Source organism: Qipengyuania xiapuensis (assembly GCF_019711395.1).
Classification (GTDB): Bacteria; Pseudomonadota; Alphaproteobacteria; order Sphingomonadales; family Sphingomonadaceae; genus Qipengyuania; species Qipengyuania xiapuensis.
The window spans coordinates 100,023-120,054 of record NZ_JAIGNL010000002.1 but is presented as its reverse complement, the minus strand read 5'-3'; the positions used below and the strand labels follow the sequence as shown (position 1 = coordinate 120,054).

The window sequence follows — 20,032 nt, the reverse complement described above, 5'->3', positions numbered from 1 at the left end:
CTGCTGGTCAGTCGAAACCGACGAAGCGTGCTGCCTCGCTTACCTCGCGGCGGGTGATCTTCACCGGATTGGCGGGGAAGTCCGGGTCGGGCCAGCCCATGGCGACGGCTTTCATGATGACCTGGTCGTCGGGGATGCTTGCATGCTCGCGCACGACCGGCGACTGCATGATGCCCTGCGAGTTGATCACGCAGCCGAGCCCGCGGCTCCACGCCGCGTTGACCAGCGCGGTGGTGACGGCGCCGCAATCGAAGGGCGTATCGTCGCTGCCCGACAGTTCCTTGTCGTAAGTGATGATAACGCAGACGGGCGCATCGAACTGGCGGAAGCCGCGCAGCACCCAGTCCTGCCGCTTTTCCTTGTCGTCGCGCTCGATACCCATGGCTTCGAACAGCTGGATGGCGCAGCCGATCTGGCGTTCGCGGTGAACGCCAGCGAAGGGCTCTCCACGGCGGAATTCCCGGCTGTCGGGCTCGCCTGCAAGGATGCGCTCGGTATTTCCCTTGCGGATCCGGTCGAGCGGTTCGCCGGTGATCACGTGGAAGTGATAGGGCTGCGTGTTCATCGAGGAAGGCGAGCGCATGGCGAGCGCCAGCACTTCCTCGATCAGTTCGCGCGGGACAGGCTTGTCCAGATATCCGCGAATGCTGCGGCGGCCCAACACCACCTCGTCGAACCTCTGTTCCGGATTACCGCTCATGTCACTCCAAGCCTGTCTCGTCGTCCCGAGCGACCTTTAAAGCGATTTACCGGCGCAATAACAATACGCCTGCAGAACTAACATCGCTGTTGTCGGACCTGCGATCCTGGATGGAATAGGATACCGCCATGGTCCGCCCCTGCGGACCGAAGAACCAGCCACCGAAAGTGCCGGCTACCACATTGTCGGAATTGACCACCGAACCACTGAATTGCGTCTGAGAGCCATCAATCGAGGTTGTCCCGGAATAGGTGCCGAGATCGGTCTCGACGTCCGAAGGGGTACCATTGATGATCTCGAACCCTTTCAGGTTGATCGAGAAGCGTACTTCGCCCGTGGATGGGTCCGCGAAAGCATCCCCGGTAGTTGGGCGCGGACTGTATGCGCGTGTGGGGCCGGCGCCGGCATTCTCGGTCACATCCAAGGTCGCGACAGTTGTCGAATTGACAAAGTTGACCGAGCCCGAAGGCCTGTCGTTCAGCTCTGTCGGGACGCCGAATGCGCATGTCAGGTTGATGAAACCAGACGGGCTCGGGCTGAAGAGCGAGGCGAAGCGCGTGTATTCGAGTTCGGTGCTGTTGATGATCGGCACGAACACCGAGAGGCGCTGCGTCCGACCCGTTCCATCATCGAAACTGTATCGCTCGATGTTCGCAGTGGATGATGGGTCAAGATTGGCCTGTGTGAAGCTGAGCGAGCGGGCTGTTTCGAATCCGATGTTGTCTACCGTGATGTCATAACTCGGTCCGCTTCGGTCCGACACGATAGTGACATCGTTACCGAAAGGCGTGCCGCCAAGCAAAGACAGGCTGTTGTAGAGCTCCTGTCCTGCGCAGGTCGTCTGGAAAGTCTGCTGCCCTGTCAGGTCCGCAAACTTCGTATAGGTCGGAGCAGGCGTTGGTGTCGGTGTAGGCGTCGGAGTAGGAGTGCCTCCACCGCCACCGGTTGGAGGGCCAGAACCGCCGTCACCACCACCACATGCAGACAGCGCGAGTGCCGCGGCAAGTGCCGCTCCGCCAAGATATTTCATAGTAACGACCCCAAAGAAAAATGGAAAATGCTTTCCGTGGAACGACACTATCTGAAAAGCCCATTGTTTCAATCAATAATAGGCCGCTTTTTCACAGAAGGGGTTTGCGTGCTTGGGGCGCAAACTCCCATGCGGCGCGAGATCAGGCGCCGAGCGAAGCGTATTCACCCTTGAGATAGGCATCGCGTAGTTCAAACTTCTGGACCTTGCCCGAGCCCGTCATCGGGTATTCCGTCACGTGTACCCAGACAGCAGGAGTCTTCTGTGCTGCAAGATGCTCGCGGCAATGCGCCTTGAGTGCCTGCGGGTCGAACGGCGAGTTGTCCGGAGTACGGATGAAGGCGGCGACGATCTCGCCCCATTTCTCGTCAGGCAGGCCGACCACGGCGACCTGCGCCACATCTGGGTGCTCAAGCAGGACGTTCTCGATCTCGACGGGGAACAGGTTCTCACCCCCGCGGATGATCATCTCCTTCACCCGCCCGGTGATGGTGACGAAACCCTGCGCATCCATCTTCCCGAGATCGCCGGTGTGCATCCAGCCCTCGGCGTCGATCGCCTCGGCGGTCGCTTCGGGATTGTCGTTGTATCCGGCCATCACGCTGTAGCCGCGCGCGCAAATCTCGCCGACCGTATCGAGCGGGACGACCTCGTTCGTCCGCGGATCGCGGATCGAGACGTCGAGCTGGGCGAAGGGCTGTCCGATCGTCTCGGTCTGCTTGTCCATCGGATCGTCGTCGCGAGTTCCGGTGAGCAGGGGCGAGGTCTCGGTCATGCCGTAGCCATTGGTGAACTTGCAGCCGAAGCGTTCCTTGATACGGCGGATGAGTTCTGGCGAAACCATCGAGCCGCCGGCACCGACCACCTCGACCGAGGTCAGGTCGCGCGGATTGGCATCGTCGACCTCGAGCATCATCATGTACATCGTCGGCACGCCGATGATCGAGGTGATCTTTTCCGATTCAACCAGCATGTTCGCGAGGTTTGGATCGAACAGCGGCGGCAGGACGATATGCGTGCCCGACTGGCAGGCGCCGAGCACCGAGACCGCGCAGCCAGTGGTGTGGAACAGCGGCGCCACCAGCAGCAGCTTGCCGTTGCCGGTAATGCCGATCCGCTCGAAGGAATGGCGCGCGTTGTTGGTTAGACCGTAGTGATGGAGCAGCACGCCCTTGGGAAATCCGGTGCTGCCCGAAGTATACTGGATCTGCGCGATATCCTGCGGCGCAATGTCGGGCCGGCTCGCGTCGAGCGATCCCTTGGCGAAGAGCGCATCGCGGTCGGCCATGTCGACCAGCTCGCGCAAGGCATCGTTCTCTTCCAGGATTGCACGCGCGATGTCGCCCATCGGATTGCCGCGGAAGCTCTCGACGATGAACAGGCCGACTGCGGAGGATTGCTCGATCACATATGCAAGCTCGCGCTTCTGGTAACCGGGATTGGCGGTCACCAGGACAAGACCCGCGATCCCGAATGCATATTCGCACAGGATCCATTCAGGGATATTGGGCGCCCAGATCACGATCCTCTCGCCGGGGCGGTAACGGGTCAGGAGTGCGTCAGCGAGGCTCTCGGCCTCGGCAAGAAGCTCGGTAAAGGTCCATCTGCGGCCCGGTTTGCCGTCGATGCCGAACTCTTCGAGCGCCACGGTGTCCGGCCATTTGGCTGCAGCATCGCGCATCGCTGAGGCCACGGTGCTATCGCGCAGTTCCAAGTCGGTCTGGCGGGGGAAATAGCTTTCGGTCAGCGAGACGTCGTACATCGGGCAGCTCTCCATCCTGCCCGGTTCGCTGTTTTCTGGATTTCGCCGGGCTGTCGCCCCTTTAAGCGCGTCAGGCGGCTGCGCGCAATTCCAGGTCCATGCGGTCCCAGATCTCGACCAGCGCATCGACGAGCCCGTCCATCATTCCCTCGGTGTGAGCGGGGCCGGGGGTGAAGCGCAGGCGTTCGGTGCCGCGCGGCACGGTCGGGAAGTTGATCGGCTGCACGTAGACGCCGTATTCGGCGAGCAGGATGTCGCTGATCTTCTTGGCGCGGACCGGGTCGCCCACCATGAGCGGGACGATGTGCGTGGTGCTGTCCATCACGGGCAGCTTTGCCGCGCGCATCTTCTCCTTGAGCATGGCTGCTGCGGCCTGCTGTGCATCGCGCTCTTCCGAGCTTTCCTTGAGGTGCTTCACTGCGGCGAGGACGCCTGCGACCAGCACGGGGCTGAGCGAGGTTGTGAAGATGAAGCCCGGGGCATAGCTGCGGATGCAGTCGATCACTCGCTTGTCGGCCGCGATATAGCCACCCATCACGCCGAATGCCTTGCCGAGCGTGCCCTCGATGATGTCGATGCGGTGCGCCGCTTCGTCACGTTCCGAGATGCCGCCGCCGTGGTCGCCATACATGCCGACCGCGTGGACTTCGTCGATATAGGTGAGCGCGTTGTACTTTTCGGCAAGGTCGCAGATCGCGTGGATCGGGGCGACGTCGCCGTCCATCGAATAAACGCTCTCGAAGGCGATGACCTTGGGCGTTGCTTCGTCCTCGGCAGCCAGCAGCTGCTCGAGGTGTTCGAGATCGTTGTGGCGGAAGACGCGCTTCTCGCAGCCCGAGTTGCGGATGCCTGCGATCATGCTGGCGTGGTTCAGCTCGTCGGAAAAGATCACGCAGCCCGGCAGCAGCTTGGCGAGCGTCGACAGCGTCGCGTCGTTCGAGACATAGCCGCTCGTGAAGAGCAGGGCTGCGTCCTTGCCGTGGAGATCGGCAAGTTCACGTTCCAGCTCGACATGGAGGTGGGTGTTGCCGCCGATGTTGCGCGTGCCGCCAGAACCAGCGCCGACATCGTGCAGCGCGTTTTCCATCGCCTCGATCACCTTGGGGTGCTGGCCCATCGCGAGGTAATCGTTCGAGCACCAGACGGTGATCGGCTTGGGACCGTTGTGTCCGTGAAAACACCGCGCATTGGGGAAGGCCCCCTTGTTGCGCATGATGTCGATGAACACCCGGTAGCGGCCTTCTGCATGAAGGCGTCCGATCGCTTCGTCGAAAATCTGGTCGTAGTTCACGCGGGGCAACCCGTCTCAGCGCCGTCCAAGATCGGCCGTTTATGAGGCTGCACATAGTGAAGACACCCGAAATTTGCCACAGCGATCTTTGCGAATGACTCGCAGTTTTTCAGAAGCGCTTGAGCGTGGAAATGCCGTGTTGTTCGAACGCCGGGGCGAGGCGCCTGAAATCTTCGAGCTCGCCTGTCGTGACAGCGAGGCTCTTGCTCCAGAAGCTGAATTTCTGGCCTTCCAGCAGATGCTCGATACGCCTGGCGATACCCTCGGCCCCGTGGACGAAGGTGACGTCCTTGCCGAAGGCTTCGCGCAGCTCGGGCTCGAGCAGCGGGAAGTGGGTGCAGGCCAGCACCACCGTGTCGAGATCCTCGCCGCCCGGCTGCAGCACGAGGCCGGAGGCGGCACTGGCGACCTCGTCGATACTCACCGCCTCGCCGCGCAGTTTCTTCTCACCGAGCGCCACGAGGCGGTTGGCGCCGTAGCGCAGCAGCCTCTTACCCTCGGCGAACTGCTCTTGCAGGTCGTCGACATACTTCTGGCGCACGGTCGCCTCTGTGCCGAGGAGCCCGATCGTGCCGGTCCTGGTGATCGCGGCGGCCGGCTTGATCGCGGGCACTGTGCCGACGATCGGCGTTTCCAGCACCTCGCGCACCATGCCGAGCGCGATCGTGCTCGCCGTGTTGCAGGCGATGCAGATGAGGCGCGGCTGGTAGCGTTCGGCCATGCGCCCGAGCAGGCCGGCGACGCGCGCCGCGACTTCCGCCTCGCTCTTACCGCCATAGGGCAGGCCGGCCATGTCGGCGGCGTAGATCACCGGCGCCTTGGGCATCAGCTTGCGCAGTTCGGAGAGCACCGTCAGTCCGCCGACACCGGAATCGAACAGCAGTATCGGGGATTTCGAGTTCAAATCGGACCTTCCGGTTGCGGCAGCCTTGTGTGGAGGCGGTTCTTCCCATTAAGTGCCTCGCTAGACAAGAAGGTTCGGCTTTCTCAAGCCTTGCCACGACGCTTTGGGGATCGGCGCAATGGATTTTGGAACGGATTTCACCATCAACGTGCTGTGGGCGGCGCTGCTCGGCTATGCCTTCGGCTCGATCCCCTTCGGCCTGATCCTGGCCAAGCTCGCGGGCAAGGGTGACATCCGCCAACAGGGCAGCGGCAATATCGGCGCGACCAACGTTCTGCGCACCGGCAGCAAGGGTTTGGCTGCGGCAACGCTGCTGCTCGATCTCGCGAAGGGGCTGGTGCCGGTGCTGATCGCATGGAACCTGTTCTGGCAGGAAGTGGGCTGGACCGCGCTGTTCGCCGTGATCGGCCACTGTTTCCCGGTCTGGCTCGGCTTCAAGGGCGGCAAGGGCGTGGCGACCAATGCCGGCGTCGCATTCGGCCTCGCGTGGCCGCTGGGCGTAGTTTACGCAGTGGTTTGGCTGGGCATGCTGGCGATTACCCGTATCAGCTCGGTCGCCGGGATGAGCGCCGTGGTCGCTACCGCGCTCGCAGCGGCATATTTCCAGTGGTGGACGATGGTGAAGGTGCTTTCGCTGATCGCTGTGCTCGTGATCTGGCTGCACCGCGAGAACATCAAGCGCCTCGCTGCGGGCACCGAACCGAAGGTCGGCTCCAAGGGGTGAACGAAGCTTCACATCCAAGGGTCGCACCGCTGTCACAAGACGAGGCATTCGCCCGCATCCGACTGCTGCGCTCGCCCAATATCGGGCCGGTCAGCTATGCGATGCTGCTGGCGCGCTACGGCACCGCGGAAGAAGCGCTGGAGGCGCTCCCCGAACTTGGAAAAGGCGGGAAGCGGCAATACCGCGCCGCTCCATTCGACAAGATCGACCGCGAGGTCGAAGGTGTCCGCAAGGCGGGCGCGAAATACCTCTTCCACGACCAGCCAGATTACCCGCGCCTGCTGGGCGAGATCGACGGCGCACCGCCGATCGTCACCTATCGCGGCGACCTCTCGCTCGCCTCGAAGCCCTGCATCGCCATGGTAGGCGCGCGTAATGCCAGCGCGGCAGCGGTCAAGCTGGCGCGCGATTTCGGGCAGGGTATGGCGGAGGCTGGCTTTACCGTCGTCTCGGGCCTTGCGCGCGGGATCGACGGTGCGGCGCATGAGGGCGCGATGCCCAGAACCGTCGGCGTGATCGCGAGCGGAATCGATATCGCTTATCCCCCGCAGCACTCCGAACTGCAGGAGCGGATTGCGAAAGAGGGCCTGCTGATCGCCGAGCAGCCTCCCGGCACCGAACCGCGTGGCAGCCACTTCCCGAGCCGCAACCGTATCATTGCGGGCCTTGCGAGCGGAACGCTCGTGGTGGAGGCTGCGGTCAAGTCAGGCAGCCTAATCACCGCGCGGCTGGCGGGCGAGGCAGGGCGCGAGGTCATGGCGATCCCCGGCAGCCCGCTCGAAGCGCGCAGTCACGGCTGCAACCACCTCATCCGCGAAGGCGCGGTGCTGGTGCAATCGCCGGAGGACGTGGTGGAACTGCTGACAGGCTTTGAGGGTCAGCCGCGCTCGACCTTTCGCGAACCAGCGTTCCAGTTCGATTTCTCGCATGAGGAAATGGCCGAGACCGAGCCAGCCGATGTCGCAGGTCTGCTTACTACTGCCCCGGTTTCGGTCGACGAGCTCGTTCGTCAGTCGGGGCAAGGCGCCGCGGCTGTTCAGCTCGCATTGCTCGAACTGGAGATCACCGGGCGACTGGGACGGCATGCAGGTGGGCGGGTCTCGCTGAAGGGTTGACCCAGTGAATGCCTAGCATCACCATCACGCGGGCGCATCGTTTGTCGGGGAGACCAACCATGAAGCCATTTCTTGCAGCAGTTCTGGCAGGACTATCACTTGTAGGTTGCAGCGCTGAGCCAGGCTCGGTCGACGCATCCGACGGGGAGGAGCAGTCGTGGAGCATCGCTCAAGCCACGATCTTCCCGGCCGACAGAGGACTTCAGCGCGCCGAAGATGGAGTTCAGCTCGATGACGGGACCTTGATCGTGGCCGACCAACGGCACGGTCTAGTGAAGGTCGCTTCCGACGGCACCTTCGAACCTTTCGGAAACTTCGCGGCGGTTGGCTTTGGACAAGAACCGGCAAGTGTCGTTCCCGGTCCCAATGGCGTTCATTTGGAGCCTGACGGCAAGCACGTTGTTGTCGCGGATGTCTTCACCGGACGCATTTACCGAACCAATATCGAAGCTGGCACAACCGAGTTGGTCTACGCGCATCCGTTCGGGGCCAACACGGCGATAACCGACAGCACCGGAGCAGTCTGGTTTACCCAATCGACGGAAAACCAGGGCGAAGAGCGACTGTTTGTGGCGGTCGACAAAGCGATGGACGATGGTGCTGTCTACAGGTTGTCAGCTGCCGAGGACGGCCAACTGGCAAGCGAGCCGGAACTGGTCGTGGATGGGCTCAACTTTGCCAATGGCTTCTATCTCGATGAGACCAACGGCAAGTTCTACCTTTCCGAGACCATGGCGAACCGGGTTCTCGTATTCACATTGGACGTTGCAGCAGGGACCCTGAGCGATCGCAAGGTGCTTGCCGAAGTGCCATCGCCTGACAACATGCGTCTGGCTCTTGATGGTTCGCTCTGGGTGGCTTCTCCTGCTTCAAACCAGGTGATCGCAATTGACACCGATACCGGCGCAACTCGCGTAGTGTTCGATGCGCAAACCGAAGCTGGCGCTAAATCAGTGCAGGAATGGCTTCGCCGAAGTGCAGCTGGGGAGAGCGCGGCGGATCTGCTCAATCTCGAAGTGCAGGGCGAAATGCCAGGGGTACTCACAGGCATAATCATCGGGCGCGAGGATCAGCCTTTCTATGTTTCCAATCTGGGCAATGCGCTAGTGAAAGTGGAGCGATAGGCATTCAAGCGAATTGCCCGCTTGACGACCCGCGAACCGAACCGAAAATCGCGCGTACATACACGTACACACGTAAGGGACCGCTTTTACCCCCATGCAACTGGTTATTGTTGAGTCGCCCGCGAAGGCGAAGACCATCGAGAAATACCTCGGCAAGGACTTCAAGGTTCTCGCCAGCTACGGCCATGTCCGCGACCTGCCGCCCAAGGACGGCAGCGTGCGCCCGGACGAGGATTTCGCGATGGATTGGGAGCTCTATCGCGACAAGCAGAAGCGCTTCAAGGAGATCAGCGACGCGGCCAAGAAGGCCGACCGGCTGGTCCTCGCGACCGACCCTGACCGCGAAGGCGAGGCGATCAGCTGGCACGTCCGCGAGCTCCTGCAGAAGCGCAAGGCGCTGCCCGAGAAGGTCGACCGCGTCACTTTCAACGCGATCACCAAGCAAGCCGTAACCGATGCGATGAAGGCTCCGCGCGAGCTCGACCAGGATTTGATCGACGCCTACCTCGCGCGCCGCGCGCTCGACTATCTCTACGGCTTCACCCTGTCGCCGGTCCTTTGGCGCCGACTGCCGGGTGCGAAGAGTGCGGGCCGCGTGCAGTCGGTCGCGCTGCGCCTGATCGTTGATCGCGAGATCGAGATCGAGCACTTCAAGGCGGACGAATACTGGTCGGTCCTCGCCAAGCTCGAGCAGGACGGAACAGAATTCGACGCGCGGCTGGTCAAGTTCGACGGCAAGAAGCTCCAGAAGCTGACGCTGGGTGACGAGGGCAGCGCCAAGGCCGCCAAGAAAGCGGTTGAGGATTCCCGTTTCACGGTCGAGGAAATCGAGACCAAGCCGCTGAAGCGCAGCCCCGCGCCGCCGTTCACGACCTCGACGCTGCAGCAGGAGGCTGCGCGCAAGCTCGGCTTCTCCGCCAGCCACACGATGCGTCTTGCCCAGTCGCTCTACGAGGCTGGCGCGATCACCTATATGCGTACCGATGGCGTGCAGATGGACGGCAGCGCGATCGACGCTTGCCGCAAGGCCATCGCGAACCGCTATGACGCCTATTACCTGCCCGACAAGCCGCGGTTCTATTCGACCAAGGCCAAGAACGCGCAGGAGGCCCACGAGGCGATCCGCCCGACCGATTTCACCCGCGACCGCGTGAGTTCGGGCGATGAGGGCAAGCTCTACGACCTGATTTTCAAGCGCGCGATGGCGAGCCAGATGGCCTCGGCCAATCTCGAGCGCACCACGATCACGCTGCGGGACGGCACCGGCATGCACGAGCTGCGCGCGACCGGCCAGGTGGTGAAGTTCCCGGGCTATTTCGCCGTCTACCAGGAAGGCCGCGACGAGCCTTCGGAAGACGATGAGGACGGTCTGCTGCCGGTCGTCAACAAGGGCGACAGCCCGCTCAAGAAGACGGTCGAGGCGAACCAGCACTTCACCCAGCCGCCGCCGCGTTTCAGCGAAGCGAGCCTCGTTAAGAAGCTCGAAGAGCTGGGCATCGGTCGCCCGTCGACCTATGCCTCGACGCTCCAGACGCTGCGCGATCGCAATTACGTTCGCATGGAGAAAAACCGTTTCTTTGCAGAGGAATCGGGGCGTCTCCTCACGGCATTTCTCGAACGCTTTTTCGAGCGCTACGTGTCCTTCGATTTCACCGCCGGGATGGAGGATGAGCTCGACACCGTTTCGGACGGGCGCGAGGAGTGGAAGAAGCTGCTCGCCGAGTTCTGGAAGGACTTCAAACCCAAGACCGAAGAGATCATGGAGAAGAAGCCCTCGGAAGTGACCGAGGTGCTGGACGACTTCCTGTCCGACTACCTCTTCCCCGAACGCGCCGATGGCAAGGACCCGCGTCATTGCCCGCTTTGCGAGACCGAGGGCCGCGAAGGCGGACGCTTGGCACTGCGCGGTGGCCGCTTCGGCGCCTTCGTCGCCTGTGCGAACTATCCCGAGTGCAAGTTCACTCGCCAATTCGCCAAGCCAGGCAGCGACGGTGACGACGGCGCTAATGACGGCGTGATGGGCGAGGATCCGGACACGGGCCTCCCGGTCGAGCGCAAGAGCGGCCGCTTCGGCCCCTATGTCCAGCTGGGCGAGGGCAAGGATGCCAAGCGTGCGAGCATCCCCAAGGACCTCGACGATTTCGACCTCGAATGGGCGCTGAAGCTGCTTAGCTTGCCGCGTATCGTCGGCGCGCATCCCGAAACCGGCAAGGAGATCGAGGCCGCCATCGGGCGCTACGGTCCCTACCTGCGCCATGACGGCAAGTACGGGAAGCTCCAGAATACCCGCGAGGTGTTCGAGGTCGGCATGAACCGCGCGGTCGACATCCTCGCTCAGGCCGCCAATCGCAAGGGCGGCGGGCGCGGCAAGGCGGAACCGATCAAGACGCTGGGTGAGCATCCGACCAGCGGCGGCGAGATGAAGGTGATGCCGGGTCGCTACGGCCCCTATGTCACCGACGGCACCACCAATGCCACGATCCCCAAGGACATGAAGCCCGAGGACGTGACCGAGGCGCAGGCGATCGAGCTGATCGATGCGCGTGCTGCCAAGGGACCGGCGAAGAAGAAGCGCAAGGCCCCGGCCAAGAAGAAGGCTGCACCGAAGAAGAAGGCGGCGGCCAAGAAGAAGGCCGACTGATGGGCAAGGAGCGCTTCGAGCGGCACAAGCAACCCTGGACGGGCGAGGAGGCGGGCCAGCTCCGCACCCTCGCCGCCAAGGGGCAGGGCCTCAAGCAGATCGCCAAGGCCCTGAATCGCAGCGAGGAATCGACCAAGAGCTTCGCCAAGCAGAACAAGATCAAGATCGCGAAAAAGCGCTAGCAAGGCGCGTTTCGGCCCGACAGGGTAGAGCCTGAAACAAGATATATCTTAGCTGTATTGTTGACATAATACAGTATATCGCTAAATCGATTCTCCGGCGACGCTATCTGGCGTGCATGGAGAGGTGCAGGAAATGCGAAACTGGTTCGTAAATCAGGAAGAGGGCAGGCTTCGCGCAGGCTGGCGACTGCTGCTGATGGTGGCCTTGGTCGTGGTCCTGAACCTCGGCCTCCAGACCGGCCTCAAGCTGTGGAATGGCGGCATTCCAGATGCGAGCCGGTATGTGAACACCGCGCTTCTCATCATCATGATGGCGATTTCCATGACGGTCGCTGTCGTGTTTGCGCGGCGCTACCTCGACCGCCGTTCTCTCGCCTCGCTCGGCCTTGCCGTGAGTGCGCGGACCATTCCGGTGATCATCGTCGGCTTCCTCATCAGCGGCGTCATGGCCGCTCTCTTCGTCGGGCTCGCCTATCTCTTCGGTGTGGTGGAATTCACCGGCATTGCATGGGGCGACGGCTCGCCCGATTTCACCTCCTGGCCCGCTTTCTCCGCTTCGATCGATGCGATGAACTGGGGGACGCTGGGGCTGTTCTTCTTCATGACTGTGGTGGTCAGCTGGTGGGAAGAGCTGTTTTTCCGCGGCTATTTCCTCAGGAACCTGGCCGAGGGCACGAGCTTCCTCATCGCTGCGATCGTGTCTGGCGTGATCTTCGGCTTCATCCACATCACCAATCCGAACGCGACCCTGCTCTCCTCGCTCATCATCGTCGTCTTCTCGTTCAAGGCGCTTTACGGGGTGATGGTGACCAACGCGATCTGGATGTCCTTCGGCATGCATGTCGGCTGGAACTTCTTCCAGGGCGTGGTCCTCGACTACAACGCCAGCGGCAACGACATGGCCTCGATCATCGGAGTGCGCCCGGTAGGTCCGGAATGGCTGAGCGGCGGCGAATTCGGGCCCGAGAACAGCGTGCTGATCCTGCCGGTACTCCTCGTCGCATTCGTTCTGGTCAAGCTTGGTGCGAAGGCGTTGGGCGAGGATCGCGGCCACGATATCGGCCAGCCTGGCGAGCCGCAGCTAAAGGTCCAGGTAACCCACCAATAGGCTCGCCGCGAGCGCGACCATGCTCGCTGCAAGGGCCAGGGCTGCGGGTCTTGCACCGCGCTTGCCGTAGACGATCGTCACACCCAGCTTGACGCACATGTTGGCAAGGATCGTGCCGGCAATGGCGAGTGCGGCGAGGTCAGGCGAGATCGTGCCAGGCTCCAGACCGCCTGCGGTCACGATGGCTGCATCGACATCCATGCTGCCCATCAGCAGCAGGAGCACCGCGATGCCTTCCTCGCCGAAGCGGGTTTCGGCCCAGCGCGCGGCCACTGCGGCCACGGCAACGAAGGTGACGAATGTGAGGGCGGGGAGCATGGCGATCGGATTGCCCGGCGGTGCGGGGCCCGTGCTCGAAGGCGCCTTGCGATAGAGCCAGTAGGCAACCCCGAAACCGACCACCAGGGCCGGGGCGACGATGCCGACGAAATGGGGCAGCAGGCTCGTTGCGAGAATGGCGATAAGGATGATTACGCGTAGGTACATCACCGCGCTTGCCAGCGCGATCCCGGCATTTTCCGCACCGCCACCGGCGCCCGCACCGATGCGCTGCGCGAAGGAGTGAGTGACGGCCGTAGAGCTGTAGGCACCTCCGATCACGGCGGTGGCTATCGTCCCGCGCCGTGCGCCGAACATGCGGTTTGCAGCGTAGCCGACGAAGCTGAAGCCGGTGACGATGATCACCACGAGCCATAGCGTGCGTGGCTCCCACGCGTCGTAGGGACCGAAGCGACCTTCGGGCAGGAAGGGGAACACCGCGAGAGCGATGACCGCATAGCGTGCCAGCGCCTTGATATCGGCCTCGTCGAGCAGCCGGACCCAGCGGTGCACTTCGGTCCTGAGAGCGAGCAACGCGGTGACGAGTGCACCGCCGGCGACCGCGATCGCCGGTTCTCCCAGTCCCGCAAGAAAACCAAGCGCAAGCGTCGTCATCGCGGCGACCGCGGAGGTCGCATCCGGCTTGCCGCTGTCGGAAATCGAGCGCGAATAACCGATGGCGGCGATCGCTGCTGTCCCTGCCACGATGACGCCAGCCACGATGCTTTGGCCAGCTTGTGCAAGCAGTCCGGCAATGCCCGCGACGAGCGCGAAGAGCGAGAATGTGCGGATGCCCGCCACGCGCGAGCCTTCCTCGGCTTCGCGCAGCTTCCAGCCGCGTTCGAGCCCGATCATCAGGCCGATCGCGAATGCTGCCCCCAGCTGTCCTGCTTGCGCCGTCCAGTCCATCAGCGCCAGCCTATCACCTCACCCAGTCGAGGCCCATTTCCTCGAACATTTCCTTGTCCTCGCTCCAGCGTTCGTCGGTCTTGACGTGAAGGAAGAGGTGGACCTTCTGGCCGAGGAGTTCGCTCAACTCCTCGCGCGCGGCCTGGCCGATGGCCTTGATCCGGCTTCCGCCCTTGCCGAGCACTATGGCGCGCTGGTTGTCGCGCATGACGACGATCTGCTGGTGGATTTCCACGCTGCCGTCGGGACGCTGGACGTATTTCTCGGGCCGCACCGCGCTGTCGTAAGGCAGTTCCTCGTGCAGCTGCTTGTAGAGCTGCTCGCGGGTGATCTCTGCGGCGAGCAGGCGTTCGCTGGCGTCGGAGACCTGGTCTTCCGGGTACATCCACGGACCCTCGGGCATCATCGCGGCGAGGGCTTCCTTCATCTCGGGCACACCGTCGCCGGTCAGTGCGGATACGAAGTAGACCTCGGCGAAGTCGACAGCGCCGGTCAGTTCCTGCGCGAGCGCGAGCAGCGGTTCCTTCTTCGCCTTGTCGACCTTGTTGAGGACGAGGATCTTGCGTTCGGGACGGTCCTTGAGCGCCTCGATCAGCGGTTCGAGCTCATGGCGGCGTTGCTTGATCGGGTCGACCATAAGCAGGACGGCATCGGCTGCCTCCGCGCCTTCCCACGCCGCGCTGACCATCGCGCGGTCGAGGCGGCGCTTGGGCGCGAAGATACCGGGCGTGTCGACGAGGATCATCTGCGTGTCCTCATGCAGCGCTATGCCGAGCATGCGTGCACGTGTGGTCTGGGCCTTGGCGCTGGTGATGGCGACCTTCTGGCCCACCAGCTGGTTCACCAACGTCGACTTGCCCGCATTGGGCGCGCCCAGAACGGCCACGAGGCCGCATTTGGTTTTCGGATCGCTCATCCGAACTTCTCCATGAATTCCTTGGCGGCGGCCTTTTCGGCCTCGCCCTTGCTACTTGCGGTTGCGGTCGCCTCGCCCACCTTGTGGACGCTGACCCGTACCGTGAATTGTGCCGCGTGATCGGGGCCGGAGCGGTCGATCACTTCGTACTCGGGCGGCTTGCGGCGGTTGCCCGCGGCCCACTCCTGAAGTGCGCTCTTCGGGTGCTTGCTTTCGCCCGCACCGCTCTCCAGTGCAGGGCGCCAGAGGATCTGGATGAGCTTGCGCGAGGCCTTGAACCCGTTTTCGAGGAACTGCGCGCCGAGTAGCGCCTCCATCACGTCACCGAGGATGTTGTCGCTATCCTTGCCGCCGTCTGCGCGCGCCTGCTTGGAAATGCGCATGTGGTCGGACAGGCCAATCCCGCGTGCCACGCTCGCACACATCTCGCGGCTGACGATCGCATTGAGGCGCTGGGCCAGCTTGCCTTCGGGCGCTTCACTCTGCTCGTAGAGCCATTGCGCGATGGAGAGGCCAAGGACGCGGTCGCCGAGGAATTCGAGCCGCTCGTAATCGCGCTTCTCGCCGAGGCTGCCGTGGGTGAGCGCGGCGAGCCAGAGTTCGGTGTCCTTCACCGTGAAGCCGGTCTCTTCCAGCCAGGCGCGTGTTTCGTCTGATAACGCGCTCATATGTCGCTTCCGATCCGGTCCCAGCGAGCGGCCGTGAACCAGGTCCAGGGCAGCAGCCATTCGGCACTGCCGTCGGTCGACCACAGCACCATGCTGGCGCGCGCGACGAGAAGGTCGGCATCGACCAGGCCGACACCGCCACCCGCGGTCGCAGGGAAGCGGCTGTCGAGCGAATTGTCGCGGTTGTCGCCCATCACGAAGAGCTGACCCTTGGGCACGATGAATGTGTCGAAACTGTCGCGGGGACGCGGCCCGAAGTCGAGCGTCATGTAGCTCTTGCCCGAAGGCAGGGTCTCGCGGAACTGGCGATAGCGGCAGGTGGTCTCTTCGACCACGATGCCGCCATCGGGACGGCACTGCGTGTTCACGCTCATCGGGATGTCGGCAAATCCGGCCTGCTCGCGCTGCACGGGCTCACCATTGATGACCAGCGTGCCGTTTTGCATCGCAATCGTGTCACCCGGCAGGCCGATGGTGCGTTTGACGTAGTCGGTCCCGTCGACCGGATGCTTGAAGATCACCACGTCTCCGCGCTCGGGGAGGTCGGCGAAAACGCGGCCCGGGATGAGCGGAGCCTCGAAAGGCAGCGACAGCTTGGAATAACCGTAGGGCCACTTCGCTGCGACGAGGTAGTCGCCGTTTCGCAGCACCGGCAGCATGCTTTCGCTGGGAATGGTGAAGGGCGAGAAGACGAAGCTGCGGAAGATCAGCACCGCGAGCACGAGCTTCAGCAGGAACTTGGTAAAGTCGCCCCAGCTTTCCTCTTCGTGGTCGGCTTTCGTGGCGGTTGCGACCGCATCGGGATCCGCATCGGCGTCGGGTTGTGTCAGGCGGGGGTTCTCATTCATCGCCGAAGTCCCTAGTCGGCAATCGAACCCCGCGAAAGGATTTTTGCCCGCCATGACCAAAGCCGCCGCCGATATCTGGAGCGAACTCGCCGACCTTCCGCAGCCCACGCTGCTCGAACTGTTCAGCACGGAGCGCGATGGCGGAGAGGGTAAGGACGAGCCGGGCGGTGAAGATCGCGTGGCGATGCTGTCGGGCCGGATCGAGCTGGCAGGCGAGGCCGCGGGCGATCCGATGGCGCCCGGCGGTATCCTGTTCGACTGGTCGAAAACGCATCTCGACCGTGCGGTGCTCGCGAAGTTCGCCGAGCTGGCCGAGGCGATGGATTTCACCGAAATGCGCCGCAAGCTCTTTGCCGGCGAGGTCGTGAACCCGACCGAGGGCAGGGCGGCCGATCACGCGACGCTGCGCGGCGTGGGAGACGAGGCGAAGGTCGAGGAAGCGGCTGCGCTGATCGATCGTATGGGCATGCTGGTCGAGGCGATCCACCAGGGCGCATTCGGCGAGATCGACCACCTCATCCACATCGGCATCGGCGGCAGCGCTCTTGGTCCGGCGCTCGGCGTCGACGCGCTCAGCCGCGATTTCTCGCGCTGCGACGTGCATGTCGTCTCGAACATCGACGGCGTGGCGCTGGAGGCGGCGTTCGCGAAGTGTGATCCGGCCAAGACGCTGATCGCGGTCGCCAGCAAGACTTTTACCACCATCGAGACCATGACCAACGCCGAAAGCGCGCTTAAATGGCTGCGCGACAATGGCGTCACCGACCCGAGTGGCCGCGTGGTGGCGCTGACCGCCAATCCCGAAGGAGCGGTGGAGTGGGGCGTCGACGAGACGCGCATCCTGCCGTTCCAGGAAAGCGTGGGTGGGCGCTACTCGATCTGGTCCTCCATCGGCTTCCCGATCGCCATGGCCGTGGGCATGGACGATTTCCGCGAGATGCTCGCCGGTGCCGCCGAGGTCGACAAGCACTTCCGCGACACGGAGGTGGCGAACAACCTCGTCCTGCGCGCTGCCTTCGCCGATCTCTATTACACCCGCGTCCGCGGCTGCCAGACGCGCGCTGTCTTCGCCTATGACGAGCGCCTGGGCCTGTTCCCCGACTACCTCCAGCAGCTCGAAATGGAGAGCAACGGCAAGCGCGTCACCGCCGACATGCAGCCGGTCGACGGCCCGACCGCGCCCATCACTTGGGGCGGGGTGGGCACCGATGCGCAGCACGCGGTCTTCCAGCTGCTCCACCAGGGCACGCATTTGATCCCGGTCGATTTCATAGCCAGCATCGCGCCGGGCGACGAGCTAGACCCCGCGCACCACCGCATCCTGCTGATGAACTGCTTTGCGCAAGGTGCGGCGCTGATGGCGGGCAAGAAGGGCAAGGACCCGGCACGCAATTACCCGGGCGACCGACCCTCGGCGACGATCCTGTGCGACGACCTAGACGCCGCCACGCTGGGCGCACTGATCGCATTCCACGAACACCGCACCTTCGCCAGCGCCGTGCTGATGGGCATCAACCCCTTCGACCAGTTCGGCGTCGAACTCGGCAAGCAGATGGCCAGGGCGATCGAAGAAGGTGGCGAGGAGTTCGACGCGAGTACGGAGGGGCTGCTGGAGGCGGCTGGGCTCGTCGACTGACCGGGAAAACTCAGAAGCCCAATTCTCGCAGGCCCCGTTCAATCGTCTCGCGCGGTGCGTTGTGGGGGAAGGGAAAGGAGCGGAAGAAGCTCGTCGACGAGATCTCGGCATCATCCGCCCGTGCCCGGGCCAGCCAGCTCTTAGCTTCATCCCCTCGGCCGGCAAGATGAAGTGTCAGGCCCGCGATCAGCTTGATGTGCTTGTGCGCTCCCGGCGTCAGTGCGGCGCGCTCGCCGAACTCGGCTGCCTTCTCGTAATCGCCGAACTGCAGGTGTGTCAGCGCGCGGCTTGAAATCATCGCATAGGCCATCGGGTCGAGCGGGCTCAGTTCCAGCGCCAATGCAAGATCGCGATCTGCTGCCTCGGCTTTGCCGGCGATCGTCGAGACAAGGCCGCGATTGTAAATTCCTTGCGCAAAACTCGGGCTGAGGCTTGTCGCGCTGTCAAACCAGGAAATGCTGTCATCCAACCGCCCTTCAAGCCAGGAACAGCGCCCGACGCTGAAATGGGCGAACGGGTCCAGCCGGTCTGTTTCGACCGCCCGTTGGGCTAGGCTGCGCGCCATTTCGACATGCCGTTCGGATTCGTCGTCATAGGACATGAAGGCGGACTGGAAGTGGGAAAAGGAGAGGCCCGCCATCGCACGTGAGAAATAGGGATCACGCTCCAGCGCTTGATTGAAAAGGAATGCTGCCGTCGTGTTATCGTGTGAATTGAAGCGATACATGTGATCGATGCCGAGGTGGAAGCTGGCCCAGGCATCGAGTTCGGCGACCGGCAGGCCGCGCGCGAGGCGCACCTCGTTCTGCGGGATCTGGACGAGCACACTCTCGACCACTCGCCGCTCGATTTCCGGGCGCAGGTCCTGCAGCCGGTCGATCGCATCGGTGTAGCGTTCCGACCAGACCGTTTGCCCGTCTCTCGTGTCGACGAGAGCTACCCACACGATCACCTCGTGCCCACTGCGCTCTATGGTGCCGGTCAGGCAGTAATGGACGTTCAGCGCGGCCCCGACATGCGCCGGATCGCTGTCGGCACCGCGAAAGCGGAAGCTCGAGCCGCGCGAGATCACGAACAGCCAGTTGATCCGGGCAAGATCCATGATGATGTCGGCAGGAAGCGCATCGGCGATGATATCATGCGGCCCTTCCTCGCCCACAAGCTCGAAGGGCAGGACCGCTATAGAAGGGCGGGCACTGCGCGGCGGCGGCGCTTCGATTTGTCCGGAAGATGCTTCGAGCGTTGGTGTTGGTTCGCTGCCGGCGGTGCCCGTGCAGACATCGGCCACGAAACGGAATCCGCGCCCGTGGATCGTGCGGATAACACGCTGCGCCTTGCCGTCGTCTCCCAGCACCTTGCGAGCGGCCTTGATGCGCGCAGAGATGGCTGATTCCGAGACGATGCGGCCATCCCAGACGGCCTCTATGATTTCGTCCTTGGTCACCATCCGGTCGCGGTTTGCTGCGAGAAGCAGGATGAGTGATAGCACCTGCGGCTCGACATGAACGCGCTCGCCCTCGCTTCGAAGCTCGAAGCGGTGCGGATCCAGTTCGAATCCGGCGAATTTCACGACCCGGGGCAGTGGTCCGTCCATCCGAACTCCCCGTTTGCGGCAAATCTCCATGAAAAGGTCAGACATCTTCATGCCGAGGTCAAGCATGGAGTTGATCGGCGGCCTATCCAGAGGTCATCGGAACACACCGATCGATACATCCAAACGATACTTTCAAGGAGAATACTAATGCCGCTCGTTACCATCGACGTGATCAAGAATGTCTTCACCGACGACCAGAAGAAGGACCTTATCGGCAAGGTCACAGAAGCCATGGTCGAAGTCGAAGGCGAGGCCATGCGCCCCGTTACCTGGGTCCGCATCATGGAAGTCGAACAGGGCGACTGGGGCATTGGCGGGCAGTTGCTCGGTGCTGCGGACGTTCACGCCATGGCGGGCAAGAAGGCCGCCTGATCGCGCGCAATAAAAAATCCGTCCCGAAGAGAGGTCGTCCGTCTGGGCGGCCTCTTTTAGTGTGCACTCATTGACTTTTTGCACTGCAGCATCCACATGGCCGCCATCGAAGCGCGCTAGCCAGCGTGAAGCGGCGATGACGATACATCCATCGCCCCGGCCGCGCCTCGGTCCAGTTTTTCCAAGGACT

At 63.0% G+C, this 20,032-nt stretch carries 18 protein-coding genes; 8 read left to right on the top strand and 10 right to left on the bottom strand.

What is annotated here, in order from left to right; genetic code table 11:
- Positions 1–7: 7 nt before the first annotated feature.
- The 5 genes from K3163_RS09845 to murI form a co-directional block, all read right to left on the bottom strand.
- Positions 8–700, bottom strand: a complete 693-nt coding sequence (locus tag K3163_RS09845; RefSeq protein ID WP_221554095.1) for a nitroreductase — start codon at positions 698–700, stop codon at positions 8–10.
- Between the two features lie 46 nt (positions 701–746).
- Positions 747–1,730, bottom strand: coding sequence for a hypothetical protein (locus K3163_RS09840; protein ID WP_221554094.1), 984 nt, complete (start codon positions 1,728–1,730; stop codon positions 747–749).
- A 142-nt stretch (positions 1,731–1,872) separates the two neighbouring features.
- Positions 1,873–3,492: an AMP-binding protein gene (locus K3163_RS09835; RefSeq protein ID WP_221554093.1), complete on the bottom strand. Its 1,620-nt coding sequence runs from the start codon at positions 3,490–3,492 to the stop codon at positions 1,873–1,875.
- Between the two features lie 70 nt (positions 3,493–3,562).
- Complete coding sequence (gene hemA, locus K3163_RS09830) at positions 3,563–4,783, bottom strand: 5-aminolevulinate synthase (RefSeq protein ID WP_221554092.1); 1,221 nt, start codon at positions 4,781–4,783, stop codon at positions 3,563–3,565.
- 109 nt (positions 4,784–4,892) lie between these two features.
- Complete coding sequence (gene murI, locus K3163_RS09825) at positions 4,893–5,687, bottom strand: glutamate racemase (protein ID WP_221554091.1); 795 nt, start codon at positions 5,685–5,687, stop codon at positions 4,893–4,895.
- A 118-nt stretch (positions 5,688–5,805) separates the two neighbouring features.
- Between murI and plsY the strand changes: the two genes are divergently transcribed.
- The 6 genes from plsY to K3163_RS09795 all read left to right on the top strand — a co-directional run bounded on the left by plsY (position 5,806) and on the right by K3163_RS09795 (position 12,581).
- Complete coding sequence (gene plsY / locus K3163_RS09820; RefSeq protein WP_221554090.1) at positions 5,806–6,411, top strand: glycerol-3-phosphate 1-O-acyltransferase PlsY; 606 nt, start codon at positions 5,806–5,808, stop codon at positions 6,409–6,411.
- The gene (dprA, locus tag K3163_RS09815) at positions 6,408–7,526 is read left to right on the top strand and encodes a DNA-processing protein DprA (protein ID WP_221554089.1); all 1,119 of its coding nucleotides are present in this window, start codon (positions 6,408–6,410) and stop codon (positions 7,524–7,526) included. Before plsY ends, dprA begins: the two co-directional genes overlap by 4 nt.
- A gap of 59 nt (positions 7,527–7,585) precedes the next feature.
- Positions 7,586–8,650, top strand: a complete 1,065-nt coding sequence (locus K3163_RS09810; protein WP_221554088.1) for an SMP-30/gluconolactonase/LRE family protein — start codon at positions 7,586–7,588, stop codon at positions 8,648–8,650.
- A 94-nt stretch (positions 8,651–8,744) separates the two neighbouring features.
- Positions 8,745–11,291 carry a type I DNA topoisomerase gene (gene topA / locus K3163_RS09805; protein WP_221554087.1) on the top strand — a complete coding sequence of 849 codons (2,547 nt, stop codon included), beginning with the start codon at positions 8,745–8,747 and terminating at the stop codon, positions 11,289–11,291.
- The gene (locus K3163_RS09800) at positions 11,291–11,473 is read left to right on the top strand and encodes a hypothetical protein (protein WP_040965891.1); all 183 of its coding nucleotides are present in this window, start codon (positions 11,291–11,293) and stop codon (positions 11,471–11,473) included. The genes topA and K3163_RS09800 overlap by 1 nt, the downstream gene beginning before the upstream one ends.
- 133 nt (positions 11,474–11,606) lie before the next feature.
- Entirely contained in the window at positions 11,607–12,581 is a 975-nt protein-coding gene (locus tag K3163_RS09795) for a CPBP family intramembrane glutamic endopeptidase (protein ID WP_221554086.1), read from the top strand.
- Here K3163_RS09795 and K3163_RS09790 read toward each other — a convergent pair.
- From K3163_RS09790 to lepB, 4 genes are read right to left on the bottom strand one after another with little or no spacing between them, the layout of a single operon-like run.
- Entirely contained in the window at positions 12,555–13,808 is a 1,254-nt protein-coding gene (locus K3163_RS09790) for an MgtC/SapB family protein (RefSeq protein ID WP_221554085.1), read from the bottom strand. The genes K3163_RS09795 and K3163_RS09790 overlap by 27 nt on opposite strands.
- A gap of 13 nt (positions 13,809–13,821) precedes the next feature.
- Positions 13,822–14,724, bottom strand: coding sequence for a GTPase Era (era, locus tag K3163_RS09785; protein WP_221554084.1), 903 nt, complete (start codon positions 14,722–14,724; stop codon positions 13,822–13,824).
- Positions 14,721–15,392 (bottom strand): ribonuclease III, encoded by a 672-nt coding sequence (gene rnc / locus K3163_RS09780; protein ID WP_221554083.1) that lies wholly within the window; start codon positions 15,390–15,392, stop codon positions 14,721–14,723. The genes era and rnc overlap by 4 nt, the downstream gene beginning before the upstream one ends.
- Entirely contained in the window at positions 15,389–16,240 is an 852-nt protein-coding gene (gene lepB / locus K3163_RS09775; RefSeq protein ID WP_221428086.1) for a signal peptidase I, read from the bottom strand. Before lepB ends, rnc begins: the two co-directional genes overlap by 4 nt.
- Before the next feature lie 52 nt (positions 16,241–16,292).
- On the opposite strand from lepB, the gene pgi reads away from it, so the two are divergent.
- Entirely contained in the window at positions 16,293–17,876 is a 1,584-nt protein-coding gene (pgi, locus tag K3163_RS09770; RefSeq protein ID WP_221554082.1) for a glucose-6-phosphate isomerase, read from the top strand.
- Positions 17,877–17,886: 10 nt separating this feature from the next.
- Here pgi and K3163_RS09765 read toward each other — a convergent pair whose 3' ends face one another.
- On the bottom strand, positions 17,887–19,470 hold the full coding sequence (locus K3163_RS09765; protein WP_221428088.1) for a winged helix-turn-helix domain-containing protein: 1,584 nt from the start codon (positions 19,468–19,470) through the stop codon (positions 17,887–17,889).
- 147 nt (positions 19,471–19,617) lie between these two features.
- Here K3163_RS09765 and K3163_RS09760 point away from each other — a divergent pair, with 147 nt between their 5' ends.
- A complete protein-coding gene (locus K3163_RS09760; RefSeq protein ID WP_221428089.1) occupies positions 19,618–19,842 on the top strand; it encodes a tautomerase family protein in 225 nt (74 codons plus the stop codon).
- Positions 19,843–20,032 lie beyond the last annotated feature (190 nt).